Origin of the sequence: Paenibacillus sp. FSL R5-0914, assembly GCF_038004525.1 — a bacterium.
Lineage (GTDB): Bacteria > Bacillota > Bacilli > Paenibacillales > Paenibacillaceae > Paenibacillus_AQ.
Genome location: NZ_JBBORH010000001.1, coordinates 2,710,378 through 2,730,435 on the forward strand (window position 1 = coordinate 2,710,378; position 20,058 = coordinate 2,730,435).

18 protein-coding genes and 1 pseudogene are annotated in these 20,058 nt (G+C 40.9%); 11 read left to right on the top strand and 8 right to left on the bottom strand.

Annotated elements, in window-relative coordinates; genetic code table 11:
* Window positions 1–135: 135 nt before the first annotated feature.
* Window positions 136–1,527, bottom strand: a complete 1,392-nt coding sequence (locus MKX60_RS11865) for an MFS transporter (protein ID WP_341059880.1) — start codon at window positions 1,525–1,527, stop codon at window positions 136–138.
* Window positions 1,528–1,637: 110 nt separating this feature from the next.
* On the opposite strand from MKX60_RS11865, the gene MKX60_RS11870 reads away from it, so the two are divergent.
* The 6 genes from MKX60_RS11870 to MKX60_RS11895 all read left to right on the top strand — a co-directional run bounded on the left by MKX60_RS11870 (window position 1,638) and on the right by MKX60_RS11895 (window position 7,315).
* Window positions 1,638–2,522, top strand: coding sequence for a LysR family transcriptional regulator (locus tag MKX60_RS11870; RefSeq protein WP_042190664.1), 885 nt, complete (start codon window positions 1,638–1,640; stop codon window positions 2,520–2,522).
* 421 nt (window positions 2,523–2,943) lie between these two features.
* Window positions 2,944–3,567, top strand: a complete 624-nt coding sequence (locus MKX60_RS11875; protein WP_341059882.1) for a hypothetical protein — start codon at window positions 2,944–2,946, stop codon at window positions 3,565–3,567.
* 74 nt (window positions 3,568–3,641) lie between these two features.
* The gene (locus MKX60_RS11880) at window positions 3,642–3,830 is read left to right on the top strand and encodes a hypothetical protein (protein ID WP_042129995.1); all 189 of its coding nucleotides are present in this window, start codon (window positions 3,642–3,644) and stop codon (window positions 3,828–3,830) included.
* Between the two features lie 482 nt (window positions 3,831–4,312).
* Window positions 4,313–5,296: an ABC transporter ATP-binding protein gene (locus MKX60_RS11885; protein WP_341059884.1), complete on the top strand. Its 984-nt coding sequence runs from the start codon at window positions 4,313–4,315 to the stop codon at window positions 5,294–5,296.
* The gene (locus MKX60_RS11890) at window positions 5,274–6,047 is read left to right on the top strand and encodes an ABC transporter permease (RefSeq protein WP_076284690.1); all 774 of its coding nucleotides are present in this window, start codon (window positions 5,274–5,276) and stop codon (window positions 6,045–6,047) included. The genes MKX60_RS11885 and MKX60_RS11890 overlap by 23 nt, the downstream gene beginning before the upstream one ends.
* Window positions 6,048–6,175: 128 nt before the next feature.
* Complete coding sequence (locus tag MKX60_RS11895; protein ID WP_076300776.1) at window positions 6,176–7,315, top strand: 5-methyltetrahydropteroyltriglutamate--homocysteine S-methyltransferase; 1,140 nt, start codon at window positions 6,176–6,178, stop codon at window positions 7,313–7,315.
* 593 nt (window positions 7,316–7,908) lie between these two features.
* On the opposite strand, the gene MKX60_RS11900 is transcribed toward MKX60_RS11895, so the two are convergent.
* The 3 genes from MKX60_RS11900 to MKX60_RS11910 form a co-directional block, all read right to left on the bottom strand.
* The gene (locus MKX60_RS11900) at window positions 7,909–8,850 is read right to left on the bottom strand and encodes an NAD(P)H-binding protein (RefSeq protein WP_341059886.1); all 942 of its coding nucleotides are present in this window, start codon (window positions 8,848–8,850) and stop codon (window positions 7,909–7,911) included.
* Window positions 8,851–8,928: 78 nt separating this feature from the next.
* Complete coding sequence (locus MKX60_RS11905; protein WP_341059888.1) at window positions 8,929–9,828, bottom strand: LysR family transcriptional regulator; 900 nt, start codon at window positions 9,826–9,828, stop codon at window positions 8,929–8,931.
* An 89-nt stretch (window positions 9,829–9,917) separates the two neighbouring features.
* The gene (locus tag MKX60_RS11910) at window positions 9,918–11,108 is read right to left on the bottom strand and encodes a coenzyme F420-0:L-glutamate ligase (RefSeq protein ID WP_341059890.1); all 1,191 of its coding nucleotides are present in this window, start codon (window positions 11,106–11,108) and stop codon (window positions 9,918–9,920) included.
* A gap of 204 nt (window positions 11,109–11,312) precedes the next feature.
* Between MKX60_RS11910 and MKX60_RS11915 the strand changes: the two genes are divergently transcribed.
* Window positions 11,313–12,260: a helix-turn-helix transcriptional regulator gene (locus tag MKX60_RS11915; protein ID WP_341059892.1), complete on the top strand. Its 948-nt coding sequence runs from the start codon at window positions 11,313–11,315 to the stop codon at window positions 12,258–12,260.
* Between the two features lie 64 nt (window positions 12,261–12,324).
* A complete protein-coding gene (locus MKX60_RS11920) occupies window positions 12,325–12,870 on the top strand; it encodes a DinB family protein (RefSeq protein ID WP_445670749.1) in 546 nt (181 codons plus the stop codon).
* Between the two features lie 61 nt (window positions 12,871–12,931).
* Here MKX60_RS11920 and MKX60_RS31675 read toward each other — a convergent pair whose 3' ends face one another.
* The 4 genes and pseudogenes from MKX60_RS31675 to MKX60_RS11935 form a co-directional block, all read right to left on the bottom strand.
* Entirely contained in the window at window positions 12,932–13,216 is a 285-nt protein-coding gene (locus tag MKX60_RS31675) for a helix-turn-helix transcriptional regulator (protein ID WP_445670758.1), read from the bottom strand.
* Entirely contained in the window at window positions 13,213–14,538 is a 1,326-nt protein-coding gene (locus MKX60_RS11925; protein ID WP_341060302.1) for a response regulator, read from the bottom strand. Before MKX60_RS11925 ends, MKX60_RS31675 begins: the two co-directional genes overlap by 4 nt.
* A gap of 14 nt (window positions 14,539–14,552) precedes the next feature.
* A complete protein-coding gene (locus tag MKX60_RS11930; RefSeq protein WP_445670759.1) occupies window positions 14,553–14,999 on the bottom strand; it encodes a sensor histidine kinase in 447 nt (148 codons plus the stop codon).
* Window positions 14,985–16,131, bottom strand: a pseudogene (locus tag MKX60_RS11935) (sensor histidine kinase); the annotation flags it as partial. The pseudogene MKX60_RS11935 and the gene MKX60_RS11930, both read right to left, overlap by 15 nt.
* 542 nt (window positions 16,132–16,673) lie before the next feature.
* On the opposite strand from MKX60_RS11935, the gene MKX60_RS11940 reads away from it, so the two are divergent.
* The 3 genes from MKX60_RS11940 (at window position 16,674) to MKX60_RS11950 (ending at window position 20,035) form a co-directional block, all read left to right on the top strand.
* Entirely contained in the window at window positions 16,674–18,152 is a 1,479-nt protein-coding gene (locus tag MKX60_RS11940) for a carbohydrate ABC transporter substrate-binding protein (RefSeq protein WP_341059897.1), read from the top strand.
* A 90-nt stretch (window positions 18,153–18,242) separates the two neighbouring features.
* Entirely contained in the window at window positions 18,243–19,208 is a 966-nt protein-coding gene (locus MKX60_RS11945) for a carbohydrate ABC transporter permease (RefSeq protein WP_341059900.1), read from the top strand.
* 2 nt (window positions 19,209–19,210) lie between these two features.
* Window positions 19,211–20,035: a carbohydrate ABC transporter permease gene (locus tag MKX60_RS11950; protein ID WP_341059902.1), complete on the top strand. Its 825-nt coding sequence runs from the start codon at window positions 19,211–19,213 to the stop codon at window positions 20,033–20,035.
* Window positions 20,036–20,058: the final 23 nt, after the last annotated feature.

Below are 20,058 nucleotides of genomic sequence, written 5' to 3' on the forward strand. Positions count from 1 at the left end.
TTTTGCGTTTCTCTGAGAAATATCTATTTATTGAAGGCGAAGTTAAGCAACATCTGAGGTAGTTCTATGGTTTTTGAAGTATAAAAAATGTATTCGACTCTTACCCGGATACGCGGGACTATTTGGAGTAATTAATCAATTTATCCTCTCCTGCAACTCCCCTGACTTCCGGCGCCGCCGACTCATGAATACCAAAGACAATGCAATGATCGTGAGAATAATCCCAAGTACTTGAAATCCCTCAAAGCTGAACTTGCCTCTCATTACGATGCCTATCAACAAGGAAGAGAGAATGGTTCCCAAATATCTTGAAGTATTAAATAAACCGGATGCTACGCCGATCATTTCCTTGGGTGAACTTTGGAACAAAGCTGCTTGCATACCTACATTATTCAACCCATTGCTAATCCCGAATGCAGCCAAAGCCAGGCACACGCTAATAACCGGTGAAGATTGATTCAATGTCACGAGCCATACCGATCCCGCAGTCATCAATATTGCAGACACTAGTAGTGCCGGTCCTGGTCCGGATTTATCGATCCATCGTCCTGCTATTGGAGAAGTAACTAGAGAGCATAGGCCTAAGGTTAGCATAAGTATCCCTGTTTGATACTCGCTGACATGGCGAACCATTTGCAAGTAGGACGGAACTCCGAAAAAGAGTGAGTAAAAGAGTACATTAACGAGCATGAATTCCACATTAACCCATGTCATTGCAGGATATTTGGCGAATGTGCGTAAAGGGATAAAAGGCGAAGTCGCTTTTAACTCATGTCGTACGAACACCCCTAGCAGAGCGAGTCCTATCAGTGAAACAATAACATTTCCTAAAGCAATGTGTCCGGATGATTTTGCTGAGAGCAATCCAATGAGCAGGGCAACAAGACCCATTGTGAAGAGCAGAATCCCTGATCCATCTATCCAAACGAACCATTTGCGAAGAGACATGCCCGGTGCAACGGTTAATGACGAGTTTTCCTTAGGGATATTTCTCCAAGACAATAGAAAGCTCACTACCACAAATGGAATATTGACGAAAAAGATAGCGGGCCAGCCCCACCAGTGTATAATAACCCCGCCAATAAAGGGTCCAATGGCTGCCGCACCAGATAGGAAGATGGACAAAACAGACAGCGCTGTCGCTTGTTTTTCCGTTACATGAATTCGCACTATAGCCATCCCAACGGCAACCATCATGCTTGTTCCAATGGCTTGCACAATGCGGAACACGAGGAGCCACGCGAAGTTTGGTGCGAATGGAGCTAATAATGAGGCAATGAAGGCTACTACAAGCCCTGTAAGAAATATCTTCCTCCTACCAAATAAATCGCTGGCCTTTCCCATGACGGGTTGAGCGATGCTACTAGCGATGTAGAAAGAAAAAATAATCCAGGAAACACCTGTATAGTCAAGTTGGAATACATTTTGCAATCTTGGAATAGCAACAGAAACCATTGAAGAGTTTAATGGGTTCAATAGTATCCCTAGACCCACTGAAATCATTAACCACCAATTCCGAGCACTCATTTTGTGTCCCCCTAAAGCGTATTAATGTCATCCTACTTGATTTTAATTATTCATTCCAACGCATTTTATGTTATATTCTCATTGACTTAAAGGAATGAATGGGGTGCGAAATGGAACTTCTACAGCTGCAATATTTTCTCGCGGTAGCTCGGTTGGAACATGTGACTGAAGCTGCGCGAAATCTGCACGTTACTCAATCATCACTTAGCAAAACAATACAGCGCTTGGAGGAGGATCTAGGAGTCCCTTTATTCGATCGAGTAGGGCGGAACCTGCGTCTGAATGAGTTCGGAAGCAGATTCCTTCGCCGTGCAGAAAGAGCTTTGTTTGAATTGGAGCAGGGGAAGCAGGAGCTTAGCGATTTATCTCACCCGGAACATAACACGCTTGAATTAGCAGTGACCACCGCCAGTACATTACCCAATATCCTTCGCGAGTTTCGAAAAAAGCGACCTGATATTCAATTTCATGTGCAGATGCTGACTACGAAGGAAATGGTTACACTTTTGGATAGAGGAGAGGTGGATTTCTGCTTGTCCTCACCCCCTTTAGAAGGGGACGACATCGAATGCCAAGTCGTATTTATCGACCCAATCCTTGTAGCGGTTCCTAAGGGGCATCGGTTGGCAGATCGAAGCAGCGTATCTTTGATAGAGCTGAGAGATGAATGGTTCGTCGGGGTTAAGAGTGGTTATGGAACTCGGGATTTAATAGACTCTGTGTGCCAATCGGTTGGATTTACGCCTAAATATGTATATGAGGGGGATGAACCTGCAAGGTTGATCACTCTTGTGGAAGCTGAGATTGGACTGGCCTTCATACCAAGTACAGCAAGAAATTCACGGGAAGACATCAAATATCTCCAAATAAAGAATCACGAATTGGTACGGGAAATTGCTTTAATATGGCACAAGAGTCGGTATATTTCGCGAGCTGCTCTGGAATTTCGTAAGGTAGTTGTAGAATATTTCGGATCGTTATCCAAAGAGGCTTAAGACAATTGGGGATGGTTATCTAGAGGTATTTAACTGGATGCAAAAGAACAATTGCATCCAGCTCAAGAACGCATAGTCAATAGAAATATTTTATAATGAAGATGTAGAAGAATCAGGTAGTGTTTAGTTATCTGATGTTGGTTCTTCCATAAACCATGAGATATGGGTGCATCTCTTACAAATAAGTATAGCAGCGTTTTTATTCGCCCAGTCAAATCCTAGAAAGGATGCTCCGCTTGTGTTAAGCAGTTTATAATCCAGATGAAAGGTATCGTTTTGACAACAAGGACAGGTTATTCGCGCGCCTGCAGCACTGTATCTCATTTTAAAAACCTCCTGTGAATTTGTATAGTTCTTTAACGCATCTGAGGTTATTAAGGTTTCATGTACTCGAACTTACTAGTCAATTTGGGGTGGAATTATGAATAGCTGGGAAATAGCTTTGTCAAAGGTATGTGAGCTTTATTTTTCATCGGAAGTGAATTCGAAATTAGAATGGATCTTGGTTGGCTCGGTGGGTTCGGTTTTACAGGGCTGTGAAATGACTCCGGGAGACGTTGATATTTATACAAAAAATAAAGAAGGGATTGCACAATTTGCAGAACTTCTGAAGGAATATTCCTTGCTGGATAAATGTGAATTCCCTCATGGGGAGAACTGGTTATCCTCTTTAGAAGAACCTACATACACTCAGACCTTTTCTTCAGGCTTTTCATGGACAAAAGGGAGTTGGGTCATCGATGGGTTTAAAGTGGAAGTCGTTCATATCTCCAATTCAGCGGGAATTCCTGATTCTATGGATGGCGATGGGATATGGGAAGGTGGACAATTCATTTGGAATCATTTTAGGAATGTGACAATCGGACGGTACACTATTCCTACGGTTCCTCTAGAAATACAGCTAGAATCTAATTTAAGAAGACAACGATCAGACAGGACACAAGCGATTATTACTGCATTGCAAAAATATGGCTACGATCATGAACTAATCGAAAAAGCTCTATCAAAGAAACACTTACCTTATTTTCATTCTCAAATGAATTGAGCAAAGGAGATTATTTTTAAAAAGGGAATTAACTGGTATAATATGGTTTATAATCGAGAAAGGTGTTGATTTCTATGTCTGACTTTTTTGATCCAGGACCTAATCCAAATGTGACGGACCCTGGCGGTCATAAAGCAAACCATGATGTCAATGCGCAAAAATATCATACACAAGGTGTTCCTGGATTTTGGAGCGAGGTAATCAATCTCTTCATCGTGGTGGCAATAATTGCAGTTATTTTCTTACTCATATGGATCTTCTAATGGCCATGTAATGAAAAGATGACAGTCCTCATTTAACTTGAGGGCTGTCATTATCGTTATTGGGCTGAGTATCCTCCATCGATGACTATTTCCGAACCTGTAATGTATGAAGATTCATTGCATAAACATTCAAAAATAGCCCGCCTGCTGTCATAACGCCACTTTTTGCAACGCCAACCATTTAAGCAAGTACTACTAATACCCACCACGCAAAATGGATTTTTTTTTGATTCATGATGTCCTCCTCGTTTTCTCTATGATGAAATAACCTACATTTGCTCCATGCCGGACATTCACCCAATCATTCTTAAAAAATGCGATATTTCCTATAGACATATCATAGTTGTCGTCTATACAAATCTCATTCCTCAGACGGAGAAAGTATCCATCTGGAGCCAGTTATCTAAATTTAGATACTCAAATAAAATAAATTTAACAATGGAATCACTCTTTTAAATCGTACGGGAGAGGATGGTTATAAGGTGGAGAAAATTATAGAAGTACGGGGGATTAGCAAGGTCTACGAGAAAAGAAAGACGAAAGAGAAAATACATGCCGTTCGTGATGTTTCTTTTCATGTAAATCGTGGAGAGGTTCTAGGTTTACTAGGCCCCAACGGTGCTGGGAAAACATCAACGATAAAGATGCTCTGTGGTTTGTTAGAATCGGATGGGGGTTCTATATCCATTAATGGCTTAGATATTTGCAAGAAGAGACTTAAAGCGCTAGAGCATATCAGTGCTGTATTAGAAGGGAACCGGAATTTATATTGGCGTCTTACGGTTCGGGAAAATTTAGAATATTTTGCAGGTAACCGGGGGTACTCTCGGAAGCAAATTTCCGATCAGACAGATAAATTATTAGAGCAATTCAACCTTAAAGAAAAGGAGAATGAGCTGGTTAATGGATTATCTCGGGGGATGCAACAAAAGCTGGCAATCGCTGTGGCGTTATTAGCTAATACGGATGTCATCTTGCTGGATGAGCCAACGCTCGGTTTGGATGTTGAGGTTAGTTATGAATTACGAAATATTCTAAAAACGATAGTGAGGGAAGAGAAACGTACGATCATTATTAGCTCACATGATATGCCTGTCGTTCAGGAGCTGTGTGACCGTGCCATTATCATTAACAAAGGTGAAGTTGTGATTGACGACAGGGTGGAGAATTTACTTAAGTTATTTGAAACAAGGGCATATTCCATTAAATTAGGTGAGCAATTAAGCCCTGAACAGGAGAATAAACTGTTGAGTATATTCCCTTTAAGTACTTATAAAGCAAGCTCTCATGAAACGATCGTGGAAGTAAATTTAGAGCATGGTCAGGATATCTACGAGTTGTTCGATCTTCTGAAAGAGGAAGGAACGATGGTGGAAAGTATTGATCGAATAACCATTGATTTTGAACAAGTGTTTATTCAGATTGTGAAGGGAGGTAAGACTCATGAAATGGCTCCATTTATTTAATGCTAATTTTCGTAAGGAATATATTGAATTGAAACGATATTTACCGAACACGATTGCATTAGTAGTCACTTTTTATATTATATTTCTGGCTGCATTTTTTGGAATTATGTTCATAGGAGATCCAGCTAGTTTTGATACGAATGTTCAATATTCAATTGTAAGTGTGGTCTTTTGGAGCTTAACGATGATGACGATGAACTTTATTGGTTATTCGGTAATCACAGAAGCGACGCGTGGAACGTTAGAGCAGTTATATATGTCTCCCATGGGTGTGTGGAAAATTATGCTCACGCGGATCGTCAGTCAATTGGGCTTACAGTCCGTCATTATGATTCTCTTGCTGTTTGGTGCGATGCTAACCTCGGGACAATGGTTGAGTCTTAATCCCATGACAACGATCCCAATCATTATAGTTACTATGATAAGTATGGTAGGCGTTAGTTTTATGATTGCTGGTTTGGCTATTATTGTGAAACAAATTCAAGCATTTCTACAGATTTTCCAATTTGTATTGATGGGACTTGTATTTGTTCCGATCACTGTAGCTCCGTTTTTAGCTTTTGCCCCATTCGTTAAAGGCGTGAATATGGTAAGAACGGTGATGCTGGAGAATCTAACGTTAACGGATCTATCTTTATCTGACTATGGCGTATTAATATTAAATTCGCTGGTTTATTTGATTCTAGGGCTCGTTGTGTTTGATCGCTGTGAGAAAATAGCCATGAAGAAGGGGCTTCTGGGGCAATACTAGCGCACACAATCGTTTATTTATTAGGTATAGCTAATACTTATAACCTGCCATAACTCATTGGTGTAACGGTATAGGCAATCGGATATGCTATATTAATTTTAATAATTTGTTCACGAGGAGATTAATATATGAGCACTCAAACCGAACCTAAAAAGCGAACCGTTACTCCATTTCGATATGATATTGTTGGCAGCTTCCTGCGCCCTCAGGCGTTGAAAGAGGCTAGATTAAAATTCAAGAACAGCGAAATTACAGCAGAGCAGTTGAAGGAAGTAGAGAACGACGAGATTGTGAAGCTCGTGCAAAAACAAAAAGAGGTAGGTCTTCAAGCGGTAACCGACGGCGAATTCCGCCGCTCTTGGTGGCATCTCGACTTCTTCTGGGGCTTTGACGGTGTAGAGCGGACCATTATTGATCAAGGCTACCAATTTAATGGCGCGGAGTCGAGACCAGAAACTGCCCGACTGACCGGGAAAATAAGCTACAGCAGCCACCCTTTTGTATCACATTATGAATTTTTAAAAGGCGCTGCTGGTGAGGACGTTGTTGCGCGTCAATCGATTCCTGCGGCTGCGCAATTCCTGTTTGAGCTGGATCGGGTAGAAAATAAGGAAAGCACGAATGAATTATACCCGAATCGTGAAGAGCTAATTTCGGATATTGCCAAAGCATACAAAGCGTCAATTCTAGCCTTTTATGCAGCGGGCTGCCGCAGCATTCAAATCGACGATTGCACGTGGGGAGCGCTGTGCGACGAACAGTTTATAGCATTTATGAATCAGGTTGGTGTGAATGTAGCTGAATATGCGAACGAGCTTGCGAAGTTGAACGAAGAAGTGGTATCCGGTCTGCCGGAAGATCTCGTTGTAACGACACATGTATGCCGAGGCAATTATGTTTCTACTTATGCTGGAGTAGGCGGAGGTTATGAACCTATCGCGCAAACACTTCTGAACATCAATAACTACTCAGGTTACTATCTGGAGTTTGATACTGAACGTGCAGGTGACTTCAAACCATTACGCTTCCTAAAAGACAATCAGCAGGTCGTGCTTGGTCTGTTCTCTTCCAAATTTGGTGAGCTGGAGAGTAAGGAAGATATTCTAAAGCGTATTGAGGAAGCGAAGCAATATGTCGATCTAAACCGGATTTGCCTGAGCCCGCAATGCGGCTTTGCTTCCACGGAAGAAGGTAACCACCTTACAGAGGAGCAGCAATGGCGCAAGCTTGCTTATATTAAAGAGATTGCTGAAGAGATCTGGAATTAACTCTAATTAAAAAGTAGACAGAGACAATACACCTTTAACCATTCGGATGTTCATCCGTACGGTTAAAGGTGTATTTTGATTTAAAGAGTGTACATGGATTTACTTGGCGTGCTGTCACTATACCAGTGGATTGTGAGTAATTAGGGAAAAGCTCCCTAATAAAAGCCGATAATTGCTTTAAATGAATGGAATCAGGGAATTCCTCCCTAAAAAACAGAGTGAAATCAAGTTTTACCGTCAAATCAGTCGAATTTCAGGGAGGAATTCCCTAATTATTAGTCTGATGACCAGAATCCTCTGATAATAAGGGAGGAATTCCCTAATTATCTCCAGGGCGAGCATATGATTGAGCTTTACGGAGCAGAGAGACAGAGAATTAATTTGGAATTATTAACTAGGGGCACTTGTTGAGTTGCCCACGATTGTGGTTGCAATGGCAGAAAATTGTGAGTGTTCAGTAAGTAGAGGAAGCTTGGAATGCTCCTTCTGACCTTGGAGAACGAGTTGTTTTTGTGCCAACCTCAGCATAAAAGAAATCACCCCCGTTTATTAAACGGGGGTGATTTAGCCTAAGAGGTATGAGGTGCCACTTATTAATTGTCTTTAGAATGTCTTTCGCCAACCTGAAATTCATCGGCATGTTCAAACATGTATTTCACGGTCAGTGGCTCTTGCCCCGTCAAATTTTTAAAGTCGTCTGTGTAAATATCCATTTTCCCTTCACGGATAGCCTGTCCAAAAGTAACCATACCTTCGGAAGAAAAGGGTGCTTCGGAACCTTCTTTAAATGCACCGTCGGTAGTTCTAGGCATACCCATGGCTTCGAATACGGCATAATTCTCTTCATCCGTATTTTCTTTGTAGGTGATATGATTACCGGTTACTACATTACCGATCTTAATGAAGTCAGTAATCGTCATTAATTCTTGTCCATTGATATCAAGGATCGCTTCATGATAATTTTTGGAGGCTAGGACATGAGCAACGGCCTTTGCACAATCCTTCCGCGAGATATAAGCCATTTTACCGTCACCCTGATTGTTTGTTAATACCCCGTCACCCTTCACATAAGTGAAGTAATTGGTAATCATCGCTTCCGCGTATTGGGAATTACGAAGGAAAATATAATCGAGCCCTACGCTTTGAACATAACGTTCGGTATAAATATGATCAATTTTTTCAACGCTTGGATTGGTTTCATCAGCCGCATTTACTAGAGAAGTATAAATGATCTGTTTGACTCCGGCTTCTTTGGCAGCATCAACCACATTTCTGTGTGCATTTTGGCGTTTCTCCCCAACAAAAGGCATGGAGATCAGAGCAAGTTTATCAGCATGAGCAAAAGCTTCGGCAAGGCCTTCCTTGTTATTAAAGTTGGTCACATGTGTTTCAATCCCTTGTTCCGCATATTCTTTCAAACATGCTGGATCGTAAGCGCAAAAAATGATTTGGTCCTTATCTACCAGCTCTAACAAATATTCCGCAGCTTGTTTCCCTAGATTTCCATCGACACCCGTCAACAATAATTTACCCATGATCATCGTCACTCCTTGTGGATATGATTTATACCCTTATAGTATGTGAAAAAATGAACATAGTCTAACACATAAAACTTATGGTCGATTGCTAAAACCAATTTGGATCTGCTGAAGGAAGGAGGGCAAAGCAGGGTTTGTATTATTTCTGAGATATCCTGCTTCGATTGCAAAGGTATGGTGTGAATCCTCTAATGGGATTAACCGGACTTTATCTTGATGATAGGCGAGCTGATAGTTATCCGGAAAAAAGCCAATCAAATTCTCCGTGATGATATAAAACAATTCTGTCTCCACATCGTCTGCGGTTCGAAGGATGTTCGGCTGATAGCCGTCTTCAATTGCATGCTGGATCATTAGATGATAAGAGTTTCCAATAGCTGTTGGATTCAGCATGACAAGTGGATGTTCATATAACTCCTCTTTGGCGATCGATTGATGATGAAAAAGAGGATGGTGATGACTCACAGCCGCACAATAACGTCCCTTATATAAGGGGTAGGTTACAATGTCCTCTTTTCCCTGAAACTCGGAGTCAAAGGCAATAGCTACGTCGTAGATCCCCTTTTGCAAGTATTCTGCAATATCTTTTAGCAATACTTTATTCAGTTCCAGCTTAATATTCGGATGATGATCCTGAAATGAGGGAATCAATTTCAACAAACTTTGGATATCCGTCATCGCCGCATATTCGATACTCAGGGATTGCGTATTATACTTTTGAAAGTTTTCCATGCTCATCTTCATATGGTTATATTGCTTCCAGAGGATGAGAGCTTCGCCATAGAAAAGCCATCCGGCTTTGGTTGGTTCGATAGGGATTTGCTTTCTGTCAATCAATTGAATGTTGAATTCCTCTTCAAGCGCGGCGATTTGTTGACTAATGGTGGTCTGCGATACATAGTTCTTTTTAGCTGTTTCGGTAAAATTTCTGCATTCAACGAGATCAATAAAATATTTAATCCTTCTTATGTTCATAGGATCCTCCGCTTACCGCTGTTTGCTTTATTATACCCCAGATAGCAAGAAGAGAGCCTCATTTACGAGACTCCCTTTTTGTACTCATCCTATTTTGTATAGTTATCGAAGTAACCTTGAATATAAATCATCGGTGTTCCTTTATCGCCACTACCAGAAGTCAAATCAGATAATGAACCAATCAGGTCCGTTAATCTACGAGGAGTAGTCCCTTGTGCTTCCATCGCACCAACCAGGTCATCATTTTTATTCTGGATGTATTTAGAAATGGCTTGTTTCAGCTCTTCACCACGAAGATGAGAGAAGTTGTTATCGGCCAAATATTTCAATTTCACTTCATTTGGTGTTCCATCAAGTCCGGCAGTGTAAGCAGGGGATACAACTGGATCTGCCAGTTCCCATATTTTACCGACTGGATCTTTGAATGCTCCATCGCCATAAACCATAACTTCTACAGTTTTACCTGTAATTTCTTTGATTTTTGCTTGGATACCATCTACGATAGGTTGGCAGTTGTTTGGAAATAGTTTTACGCTTTCTTCTGTTGCTTTATTGGATCCAAGCAGACCATAAGCTTCGTTAAAGCCACTGCCATCAATGGATTGTGTAAGAATATCATCCAAGCCAAATACTTTTTCAGCACCGTTGTTTGTGAGAATGCGTTTGGTTCTGAAGCGAGTGTGAATATCGCAAGTTAATACATTTTTTGTATAGTTTAAAATGGTTTTTGGGTTGTTGGAGAAGATGACTTCGCAAGCCACACCTTCAGCTTCAATCAAACCTTTATAATATTCGATATAGTCAACACCTGTGAATGGGTGCTTAATATAGCCGAAAAGCTCACGGAATTGAGCCTCTGTTAACACATCCGTCCATGGATTAACGCCCTTAGCATCTAATTCGTCGATGTCTACAAGATGGTTGCCCACTTCATCAGATGGATAGCTTAGCATTAAGACTACTTTTTTTGCTCCTTTGGCAATTCCACGCAAGCAGTTAGCAAATCGGTTACGGCTAAGGATAGGGAAAATAACACCCACAGTTTCTTCACCGAATTTTGCCTTTATATCAGCAGCAATATTATCAATTGTCGCATAGTTTCCTTGTGCCCGAGCCACAATGGATTCCGTTACGGTTACAATATCACGATCCTCGATCGAGAAACCTTCGACTGTTGCTGCATTCAATACCGTTTGCACTACGATTTCTTCAATGTTATCCCCATTGTTAATGATAGGCCCGCGGAGTCCACGTACCACTGTTCCAACTACTCTTTCCAATATGATCTCTCCTCTTATAAGGGTATACTCTATATATAAGTAACGGTTATAAACCCTATATTACTATACCCTTTTAGAGCGATATAAGTAAAATTAATGTTTATAATATCTAATATAAAAATGATTTATAGATATAGAAGCTTTAGAGATTTTTAACATTGCCGTTAGAGATAGAAAAACAATTTCTCGGGGAGGGAGAGTCGTATGAACAAAATGGACCGTTTGTTAGCTATAGTGCTTGAATTGCAGCGTAATAAAGTGTTGCGAGCGGAGGATTTGGCGGCTACGTTTGAAACGAGCGTGAGAACTATTTATCGGGATATTCAGGCACTTAGTGAAGCGGGCGTATCCATAATAGGAGCGCCAGGGCAGGGCTACTCCTTGATTGAGGGCTATTTCCTGCCACCCGTTAGTTTCACGCTGGACGAAGCAGTGACATTGCTTATCGGGACTGACTTTATCGAGCAGTGGTTTGATGCCCACTATGGCAATAAGGCTAGAAGTTCTAAAGCGAAAATAGAAGCTATCCTGCCAGAAGCCATCCGCAGTGAAGCATCACAGATCCGCAAAAGTTTTCGTTTATTTGCATCCGCAGCAGATATAGCACCAATACAAGAAAAGGCATGTCTGGAAGCCATTCGTCGAGCGATATTAGAGGAAAGGAAAATAAGATTTCGTTATTCCAAAAGAATCGCCGAAGCCGATGGGAACCGTCAAAGTATTCGTACGGTTGCTCCTTACGGACTTGTGCTTCATCAAGGATCATGGGTACTCGTCGCCTGGTGTGAATTGCGTCAAGACATCCGTCATTTCCGGTTATCCCGAATGAGGGAGCTTATTGAACTGGAAGATAAATTTATACGGCCAGCGGATTTTCAATTGGAGGTATACCAACCTCCTGATGATCGCAACGTTCATGTGGTTATCTTAGTCCATTCTGACATAGCTGATAAGGTAAGGGAATCGAACAATTTCTATATGGAAACTATAGAGGATCATGCGGAAGGCTTACGGGTTACTTTTCGAGTTCGAGAGCCAGCGGAATTGCTGCAATGGGTGCTGGGCTGGGGAGGTGGCATGGTTGTGCTAGAGCCGGAATCTTTTCGCCATCAAGTAAGAAACGAACTAGAAATAATGTTAAAACGCTACTGACATAACGCTGTCAGTAGCGTTTTTGTATACTTGGATAATCAATGACTACAGGAGCTGATATATAATGATTACAACAAAAGAAGCCTTACAACGTTTCGAAGAAACTGCGACATACTATATTCATGAAGTAGAGCGATTCAATCTGGAGCAGCTGAAGCAAAAGCCAAGTGAAAACGAGTGGTCCATCGGACAGATGGTTCAACATCTCATTAACTCGGCACTGTATATGCAGCTTCGTAATATTGATCAATGTCTGGTGCTCAACCAAGATCCCTTGGTATCTCATGTGGGGAAAACCGAGGATGGTGCGGCTATATTTGCACAAGGCAGTTTTCCGTCCATTCGTATTCAGGTTCCGCCTTTCGCCCAATATACGCCGGAGCAGCCGGAGAGCAAGGAACAATTAAGTCAAGGGTTACATTCAGTCATCCAAAGAATGAGAGAGATCGAACCGTCTCTTGAAAAAGCGTCCAAACTTAATACCGTATCTCACCCGCGATTCGGTGGACTATGCGCGGAGGAATGGTTCCTGCTTATTGAGATGCACTATCGTCATCATCTTCTGCAGCTGGAGCGATTAAACAATGAATTATTTCGGAAAGTGTTGTAATACCAAAAAAGAGGCCGTTGCTGATCTACAGCAACGGCCTTTCGTCGTAAAAGAAAGGATCTTAATTTCCTGAGCCAAGCGTCGCTTGAACATAATCTTTATATTCACTCGGATTAACTCCAAAATGCTTCTTGAAAAGTCTGGTGAAATAAAATTGATCATGTATACCGATTTGCGTAGAAATCTCTTTGACATAAGGGTTGCCCTTTAGAATTAACTCTGCGGCTTTCTCCATTTTTACGGTGTTAATGTAATGAATGATACTCTGGCCGACTTCTTCTTTAAAGATTCTGGATAGATAGTTCTCACTTAAGTTGACCTGCTTGGCAATCAGAGATAAGGTCAGCTTTTTCTGATAATTGCATTGATATAATCAATTGTTTGTTTAACATCCCTATTATGGGTAGTCACAATCTGTTGTTTTTGATGTGAGAATAATTGAAATAAAAGCTCCATCTGCGTTAGAATCTCAGCACTTCGTTTACTGTTTGCAATATTCTCAATAGTTGTTTTCAAAAGCTTTGGATCTTCAACGATAATGTGAGCATCGCATAATGGAAGATAGTGCAGACAATTGACGATGAATGTTTTGGCTTCAGCCGGCTTTATTTGTTTCGATCTGCAGGTCTCAAGGAAATTTTGAGTGGCTTGATTAACGGCTTCAACGCCCGAACGTTTCCAGGCCTGTATTAAATTCGTAGAGAACTCATGAACGTTTTCGAAATCGAGCGTATCATTTAAATGGACAATCTCGGGATCAATAATCGTTATTTCGTTGTAAAATTGGATTTCCAAGGATTCTTTACATCGTTCTAGCATTACTTTCGCCTCAGCGTATCCTCTAATGGGCTGGGAATAAACAATGGTAGGGGTAATGGAAATATACATTTTGATCAACTGAATGACTCTATGGATAAAGTCGGTACGGATAATTTGCTGATTGTCCAAGGTATCAGTGGAGATTAGCAGCAACAATGCATTCGATTCAAGCTGAATAATTTCGAATTGATCTACGGTTTCCAGGATATCTAAGATGATGTTTTCAATGAAGGATACCGATAGCTGGTTTTTCCGTTGGCTAGGGCTGGCGCTATTTTGCTCAAAGGTGATGTAGAACAAGTAGCAGCTATTTTCACTAAAAGCGAGTGTTATAGAATTTTGCTGCTCAAGCTGATTCATATCATAATATGGGTCGGTAAAATAATCTTTTAAAATCGCATTCTTCACACTCTTTAAATTGTGTTGCAATAGCTGAGATTGTGTCTCTAGCTGCTGCTTGGACTGAAGCTGTTCTTGGATTAGCTGCGTGGATTTCTCCAGCAACTGGATGAGGTCCGCAGTCTTCATACTAATCTTAAGCATATAATCTACAGCGCCAAGAACTAATGCTTCACGAACCAACTCATACTCCCCATGGTTACTTGCCACCAGGATTTTTCCGGCAAACCCTCTGTTATTGAGTTCTTTTATCAGCTGCAAACCATCCATATTGGGCATTTTGAGATCTGTAATGATGATATGTGGATTAAACTTCTCAACAAGGGTTAAAGCTTCAACTCCGTCAGAGGCTGTAGCACAGATCATATATCCAAGCTCTTCCCATGGAATCATGGTTCTGAGCGCGACTTTTACAATAGGTTCATCATCCACCAGCATTACATTATACATTGGATACACTAGTATCACCCCTTATCTTCTTCGTAGGTTTGTTTGGGGATAATCAGGCGGCAACAGGTTCCTTGACCCACCAAGCTTGTGATGAATAGTCCGTAGCTCTCACCATATTGAAGCTTAATGCGATCGGCTACATTAGAAATTCCGATACCGGACAGCGTATCAGCCTTTTCTGATTTTTTCGTGTCAAAGCCTTTTCCGTTATCAATGATTTCTATAACAAGTGTATATTCATTTTTTGCGTAAGCCTTAATGCGGATAAGAACTTTTCCTCCAATATCCGTAACCCCATGGATGATAGCGTTCTCAGCGATCGGCTGCAGAATAAGTTTAGGGATCAGACTATGTAATACCGATTCATCTAGATCATATTCAACGTCAAATCGATCAGCATAACGTATTTTTTGAATAGCAAAGTAATTGTCCAGATTATTAAGCTCTTGTTTGATGGTTATTTCCTCATCTTGATCGATGATGGTTACTGCGCAGTAATTCTGCGAGAGAGGAGATACCATCACTTAGCACCGGAACCTGGTTAATCATAGCGAGCCATCGCAAGGAATTTAGAGTGTTGAATAAAAAATGAGGGTTAATCTGTGATTGTAGCATTTGTAATTCAAGCGAACGCTGCCTCTTTTGATCTTTCTGTTGATCCTCTATCAGTTGCTCAATCCGGCTGACCATGCTATTAATCCTATTAGCCAGAACACCCATCTCATCGTTGCTGTGATCTTCTATACGATTGGATAAATTGCCATAAAAAATTTGATTACAGAAGACAATAATTTGTTTGATAGGCTTTAGGATACTTTTATACAAGACGATGATAATTAGGATACAAAGGATTACAATGATGCTGACGACGATAAGGAGTCCAGTGGTGATTTTACTTGTCTCAGAATTAATATAAGAGAAAGGAACCGTAGAAATCATGTACCAGCCTAATTGATTATTATTGATATAGGAGATCTGATGCATTTTGCCATTGACTAAGCCTTGAAAGGAATGGTTCTTCTGAGCCTCTTGTTCCTTGATTTGCTTAAACAGTTGACCTTTATCATACGCTTCTCCAAGTGTTGTACCCTTTAGGTTGGAGGACATCACTATTCCTTCTCTATTCATGATAAGTAGATTAGAACCTGTTCCTAAGTCCACACTGGAAAGAATGACTTTTGAGAATAACTCCCCGCCGATAAAAACAAACACATAACCTAATGGAACGCCAATGTCTTCTTGATCAAAAATTTTACGCCCCAGGACAATCGTATGGGAAGCACGATAGCTTTTTACATAATTAAGACTGTCATAAGGGGCATTCAGATCTACCTGTTTCATGATTTCCCCATACTTTGGATTGGGAATGCCATCATAGCCTAATTCATAAATAGGTTCGTTCTTGGAATCTATGATCCGAACGTTCTGAACATATCCCGGATAAATGGTTCTGTACACATTATCCATAGCGTGGTTAATAGTAGCATTGCTAGGAGCGGGTTCATTAGGTGCTGCCGTTAAACGCTCCTGAATAATAGGATTGGTAGAAACAGATCCGGCAAGATATTGATAGTTATTAAGCTCGCTTAACATCGTTCGATTGAGCAGTGTCAAAGCCTGAAAGGTAGATTTGCTTAATTTATTGTTAATGGATTTGGAGTAGATAGTATAGGAATAGAAACCTATAAAGATGATTGGAATCACGGAAACGATTAAGAAGATAACGGTTAAGCGATTTTGAATTTTAATTTTTCGTATGATTTGTGGGGGACTAGGAAAATACCGCTTCCCTTTGTTATGACTCAGGTGGATGACCTCCCATTCGATATCCTTTACTTACAAGTTAACATAAAAAGAAGAATGGAATATATATGCATGGGCGAAAAGCAAGAATAATCTATGGAATCGTTAGTATTATCCATTCCTTTAATCGCTAAGTTTACAAGTCATGTGATTCTGATGAATAAGCATATCTGAAACCTGAATGAGAGATGGATAAAATAATACATAGGTACGTTTGTATTGTAAATGTAAATAAAACGTAAACACTTCTATACTTAAGTTATCAGATAAAGCGTTTTCAATATTTAATCTGTGGTTGGGTCATTAGTAAGAACATCATAAGGAGGGCGTTTATGAGAAAGACAATGAGTACGTTATTAGCAGTTTCGCTGCTGGGTGTGGGATTGATTGGCTGTGGGAATAGCACGAATACACCAGCTGCCTCAAAGGATTCGAATTCTACAAAAGCTACGAGTACAGCGGAAGCGACGAGTACAACGAACGCCGAGAGTACTTCTAAAGAGGATGCTAAGAAGGATTTTGATAACAAGGAACTGAGTATTGCTGTATTCCAAGGGGGATATGGCGCCGATTATTGGAATGAAATTGTCAGTAAATTCGAGAGTACTTATCCAGGGGTAAAAGTGAATATGACGATCAACCCTAAGGTTGGTGAAGTGATCAGACCACAGATTGTTGCCGGTAATCCTCCTGACTTCCTATCTGTTACGGATACAGAGCAAAGTGGGATTATGCTTTCCCTCATTAAAGAAAAAGGACTTCTAGATATCAGTGATGTATTCGAAAGCAAGGCCTTAGACAAAGATGAGACGCTAAAGGATATGATTCTTCCAGGAATGCTGGACAGCACAAGATTTCAGCCGTATCAAGACGGGAAGATCTATCTGGCACCTTTTAACGCTGGACCGATGGGCTTGATTTACAACAAAACTTTGTTCGTGGAAAAAGGCTGGAGTGTTCCTGAGACTTGGGACGAGTTCTTTGCATTAGGCGATGAGCTGAAAAAAGAAGAGAACTTCTTGGTCAATGCAGATGGAACGAAAACGAAAAGAGCGTTGTTCACTTACCAAGGTATTTATCCGGACTATTTGGAAGAAATTCTGTATCCTGCGATTGCTAGTGCGGGCGGTAAAGAAACGTTGGATAAAGTCTTTGCTTATGAGGAAGGTTCATTTAAGAACGACACGATCAAAAAAGTATTGGATATATTCTACAAAATATCTAAAGACGGATATCTGATGGATGGCACGGTCGCCTTGAACCATACCCAATCGCAGACCGATATGATGATGGGGAAAGCGTTGTTTATTGTAAACGGCAACTGGATGGAAAATGAAATGAAGGATTCACCAAGAGAAAATGGCTTTGAATTTGGGATGACAACCGTCCCTGTATTTAATAAAGGAGATCAGAAGTACGTGCTTTCCAGCTATGAGCAATTCTCCATTCCAGCAAAAGCTAAAAATCCAGAGCTGGCTAAAGAATTCTTAAAGTTCCTGTATACGGATGAGTCCGTTAAATTATTCGCGGAAAAAGCTAATGGTGCGTACGCACTTAATGGTGCGAAGGAGCTGTCGAAGCCATACTTGACCAAAGGTGTATATGACATGTTTGAGGCTTACAATGGTTCCATTTCAATTCTGCAAGGCTGGCAATCCTTACCGAAGGGCTCCAAAGTTAGTGTAGTCACTGAAATGTTCAAAAATACGATGACGCCAGTCATGACAGGTCAAATGACCACTGACCAATGGATGGATAATGTTGAAAAAGCTTTTGCACAGATTCGTAAAGAGAAAGCAGCTAGTAAATAATTTATAGCATCTCATGCCAATGCATCCTGTTAAGAATGGATACAGACATCTATGAACAGGATGCATTTTGCATGAAGAGGAGTGAGAAAGATGTCTGAGATGCAACTAACGGAAGTAGCTCCTAGAAACAGAAAATTAAAGACTAAGTCAACGAAAACTAAAAATCCGAAGCTATTCATAGCCGTATGTACCATTCCTGCGCTCCTGTTGACTCTCGTATTTATGATCATTCCAACCTTTCGGGCATTCTTTATGTCTTTTACGGATGCAACCGGGATGAGTGATGAGAACAAGTTTATCTTTCTGGATAACTATAAATATATGTTCCAAGATGAGATGTTCCTCAAAGCGCTTAGTAATACGTTCAAGCTGATGCTGGTCGTGCCGGTGGTTACCTTAGCCTTTGGCTTAGTGCTTGCTTTTCTATTGACGCAGACGAAGCTGAAAGAGAGAGGCTTTTACCGGACGGTATTCTTTTTCCCCAGCATTATCTCTTTGACGGTAGTCGGGATCATATGGTCCTTTGTGTTTCATCCGAACATGGGGATCTTGAACAATATTCTCTCAAGTATTGGGCTAGATCAACTGACTATGACTTGGCTTGGGGATAGCCGAACTGCATTATGGTGCGTAGCGGTTACTCTGATCTGGCAGGCGGTTGGTTACTATATGGTGATGTATATCGCTGCAATAGATGGGATTTCTGCGGATGTGTTCGAGTCGGCGACCATTGATGGTGCAGGATATTTCCGGAAGCTTGTCAGCATTACGATCCCACTGTTAAAAGAAATCATTGGAATAACCTTCGTGCTGTCCCTGGCGGGTACGATCAATTTAAGCTTTATCGTCGTAACAATCATGACCGGTGGTGGGCCGGCCGGTGGTACTACTGTATTACTCCATTACATGTACACTCAAGGGTTCCAAAATGCGAACTTTGGTTATGCCATGGCTATCGCGATTTTTACGCTTGCGTTTGCCTTTGTCCTTTCTTTTCTGTCTAGACTACTTACAAATCGAGCAGAAGGGTGCATAGTAATCAACAGAGTCTTATAAAAATGAACATTATCAATTGGATCACTCGGCTGTTTCTGATTGTAGCTACTATTGTTTTGTTATATCCGTTTGTATGGAATCTTTTAGCCTCATTTAAGAGCAACACGGAATTTCTAACCGATCCTTTCTCCTTTCCACAAGCCTTACACTTGGATAACTATGTACGTGCTTTTCAGAAATCCAAGATGGGAAGTTATTTCCTGAATTCTATCTTTCTAGTGGTACTTTCCACAGCGATTCTAGTTATTTTTGTGGTCCCTATAGCTTATGTATTAACGAGATTTAAGTTTTGGGGTTCTAAAATGATTCTTAATATTTATATGGCCTGTATCTTTCTCCAAGCTTCTTATATCATGGTTCCTTTATTTATTCAGGTGAATTCTTTCGGGATGCTGGACAATCGCGGGATGCTCAGTTTGATCTATGCTGTCCTTCAGTTTCCTTTTGCGATCTTTGTGTTAAGCGGATTTCTGCGATCTGTCCCTAGAGATTATGAAGAGGCCGCCAAGATTGACGGTTGCGGGAATACAGGGGTACTCGTCAGAATCATTGCGCCACTAGCTCAGCCGGGAATTGTAACGGTCTGTATGCTGGCAGCGATGGGCTTTTGGAATGAGTATCCACTGGCATTAGTTCTAATTCAATCGGATAGCAAAAAAACATTACCGGTGGGATTAGCCAATCTGTTTGAGGTTCAAAGGTATGCTACAGATTGGAGCGCACTATTTGCCGCATTGATCTTGGTACTCATTCCAACGATTCTCCTATATGTGGTAGGACAAAAACAATTGCTCCAAGGAATAAGCGCTGGTGGAATTAAGGGCTGAACTACAAAGTTATGGAGGGAATT

Coding starts and splice junctions, on each gene's coding strand:
- MKX60_RS11920 (WP_445670749.1), top strand. CDS start 12,325: ATGATTACAACAAAAGAAGCCTTACAACGTTTCGAAGAAACTGCGACA.
- MKX60_RS11940 (WP_341059897.1), top strand. CDS start 16,674: ATGAGAAAGACAATGAGTACGTTATTAGCAGTTTCGCTGCTGGGTGTG.
- MKX60_RS11880 (WP_042129995.1), top strand. CDS start 3,642: ATGTCTGACTTTTTTGATCCAGGACCTAATCCAAATGTGACGGACCCT.
- MKX60_RS11905 (WP_341059888.1), bottom strand. CDS start 9,828: ATGAACATAAGAAGGATTAAATATTTTATTGATCTCGTTGAATGCAGA.
- MKX60_RS11945 (WP_341059900.1), top strand. CDS start 18,243: ATGTCTGAGATGCAACTAACGGAAGTAGCTCCTAGAAACAGAAAATTA.
- MKX60_RS11900 (WP_341059886.1), bottom strand. CDS start 8,850: ATGGGTAAATTATTGTTGACGGGTGTCGATGGAAATCTAGGGAAACAA.
- MKX60_RS11950 (WP_341059902.1), top strand. CDS start 19,211: ATGAACATTATCAATTGGATCACTCGGCTGTTTCTGATTGTAGCTACT.
- MKX60_RS11895 (WP_076300776.1), top strand. CDS start 6,176: ATGAGCACTCAAACCGAACCTAAAAAGCGAACCGTTACTCCATTTCGA.
- MKX60_RS11915 (WP_341059892.1), top strand. CDS start 11,313: ATGAACAAAATGGACCGTTTGTTAGCTATAGTGCTTGAATTGCAGCGT.
- MKX60_RS11865 (WP_341059880.1), bottom strand. CDS start 1,527: ATGAGTGCTCGGAATTGGTGGTTAATGATTTCAGTGGGTCTAGGGATA.
- MKX60_RS11925 (WP_341060302.1), bottom strand. CDS start 14,538: ATGTATAATGTAATGCTGGTGGATGATGAACCTATTGTAAAAGTCGCG.
- MKX60_RS11890 (WP_076284690.1), top strand. CDS start 5,274: ATGAAATGGCTCCATTTATTTAATGCTAATTTTCGTAAGGAATATATT.
- MKX60_RS11875 (WP_341059882.1), top strand. CDS start 2,944: ATGAATAGCTGGGAAATAGCTTTGTCAAAGGTATGTGAGCTTTATTTT.
- MKX60_RS11870 (WP_042190664.1), top strand. CDS start 1,638: ATGGAACTTCTACAGCTGCAATATTTTCTCGCGGTAGCTCGGTTGGAA.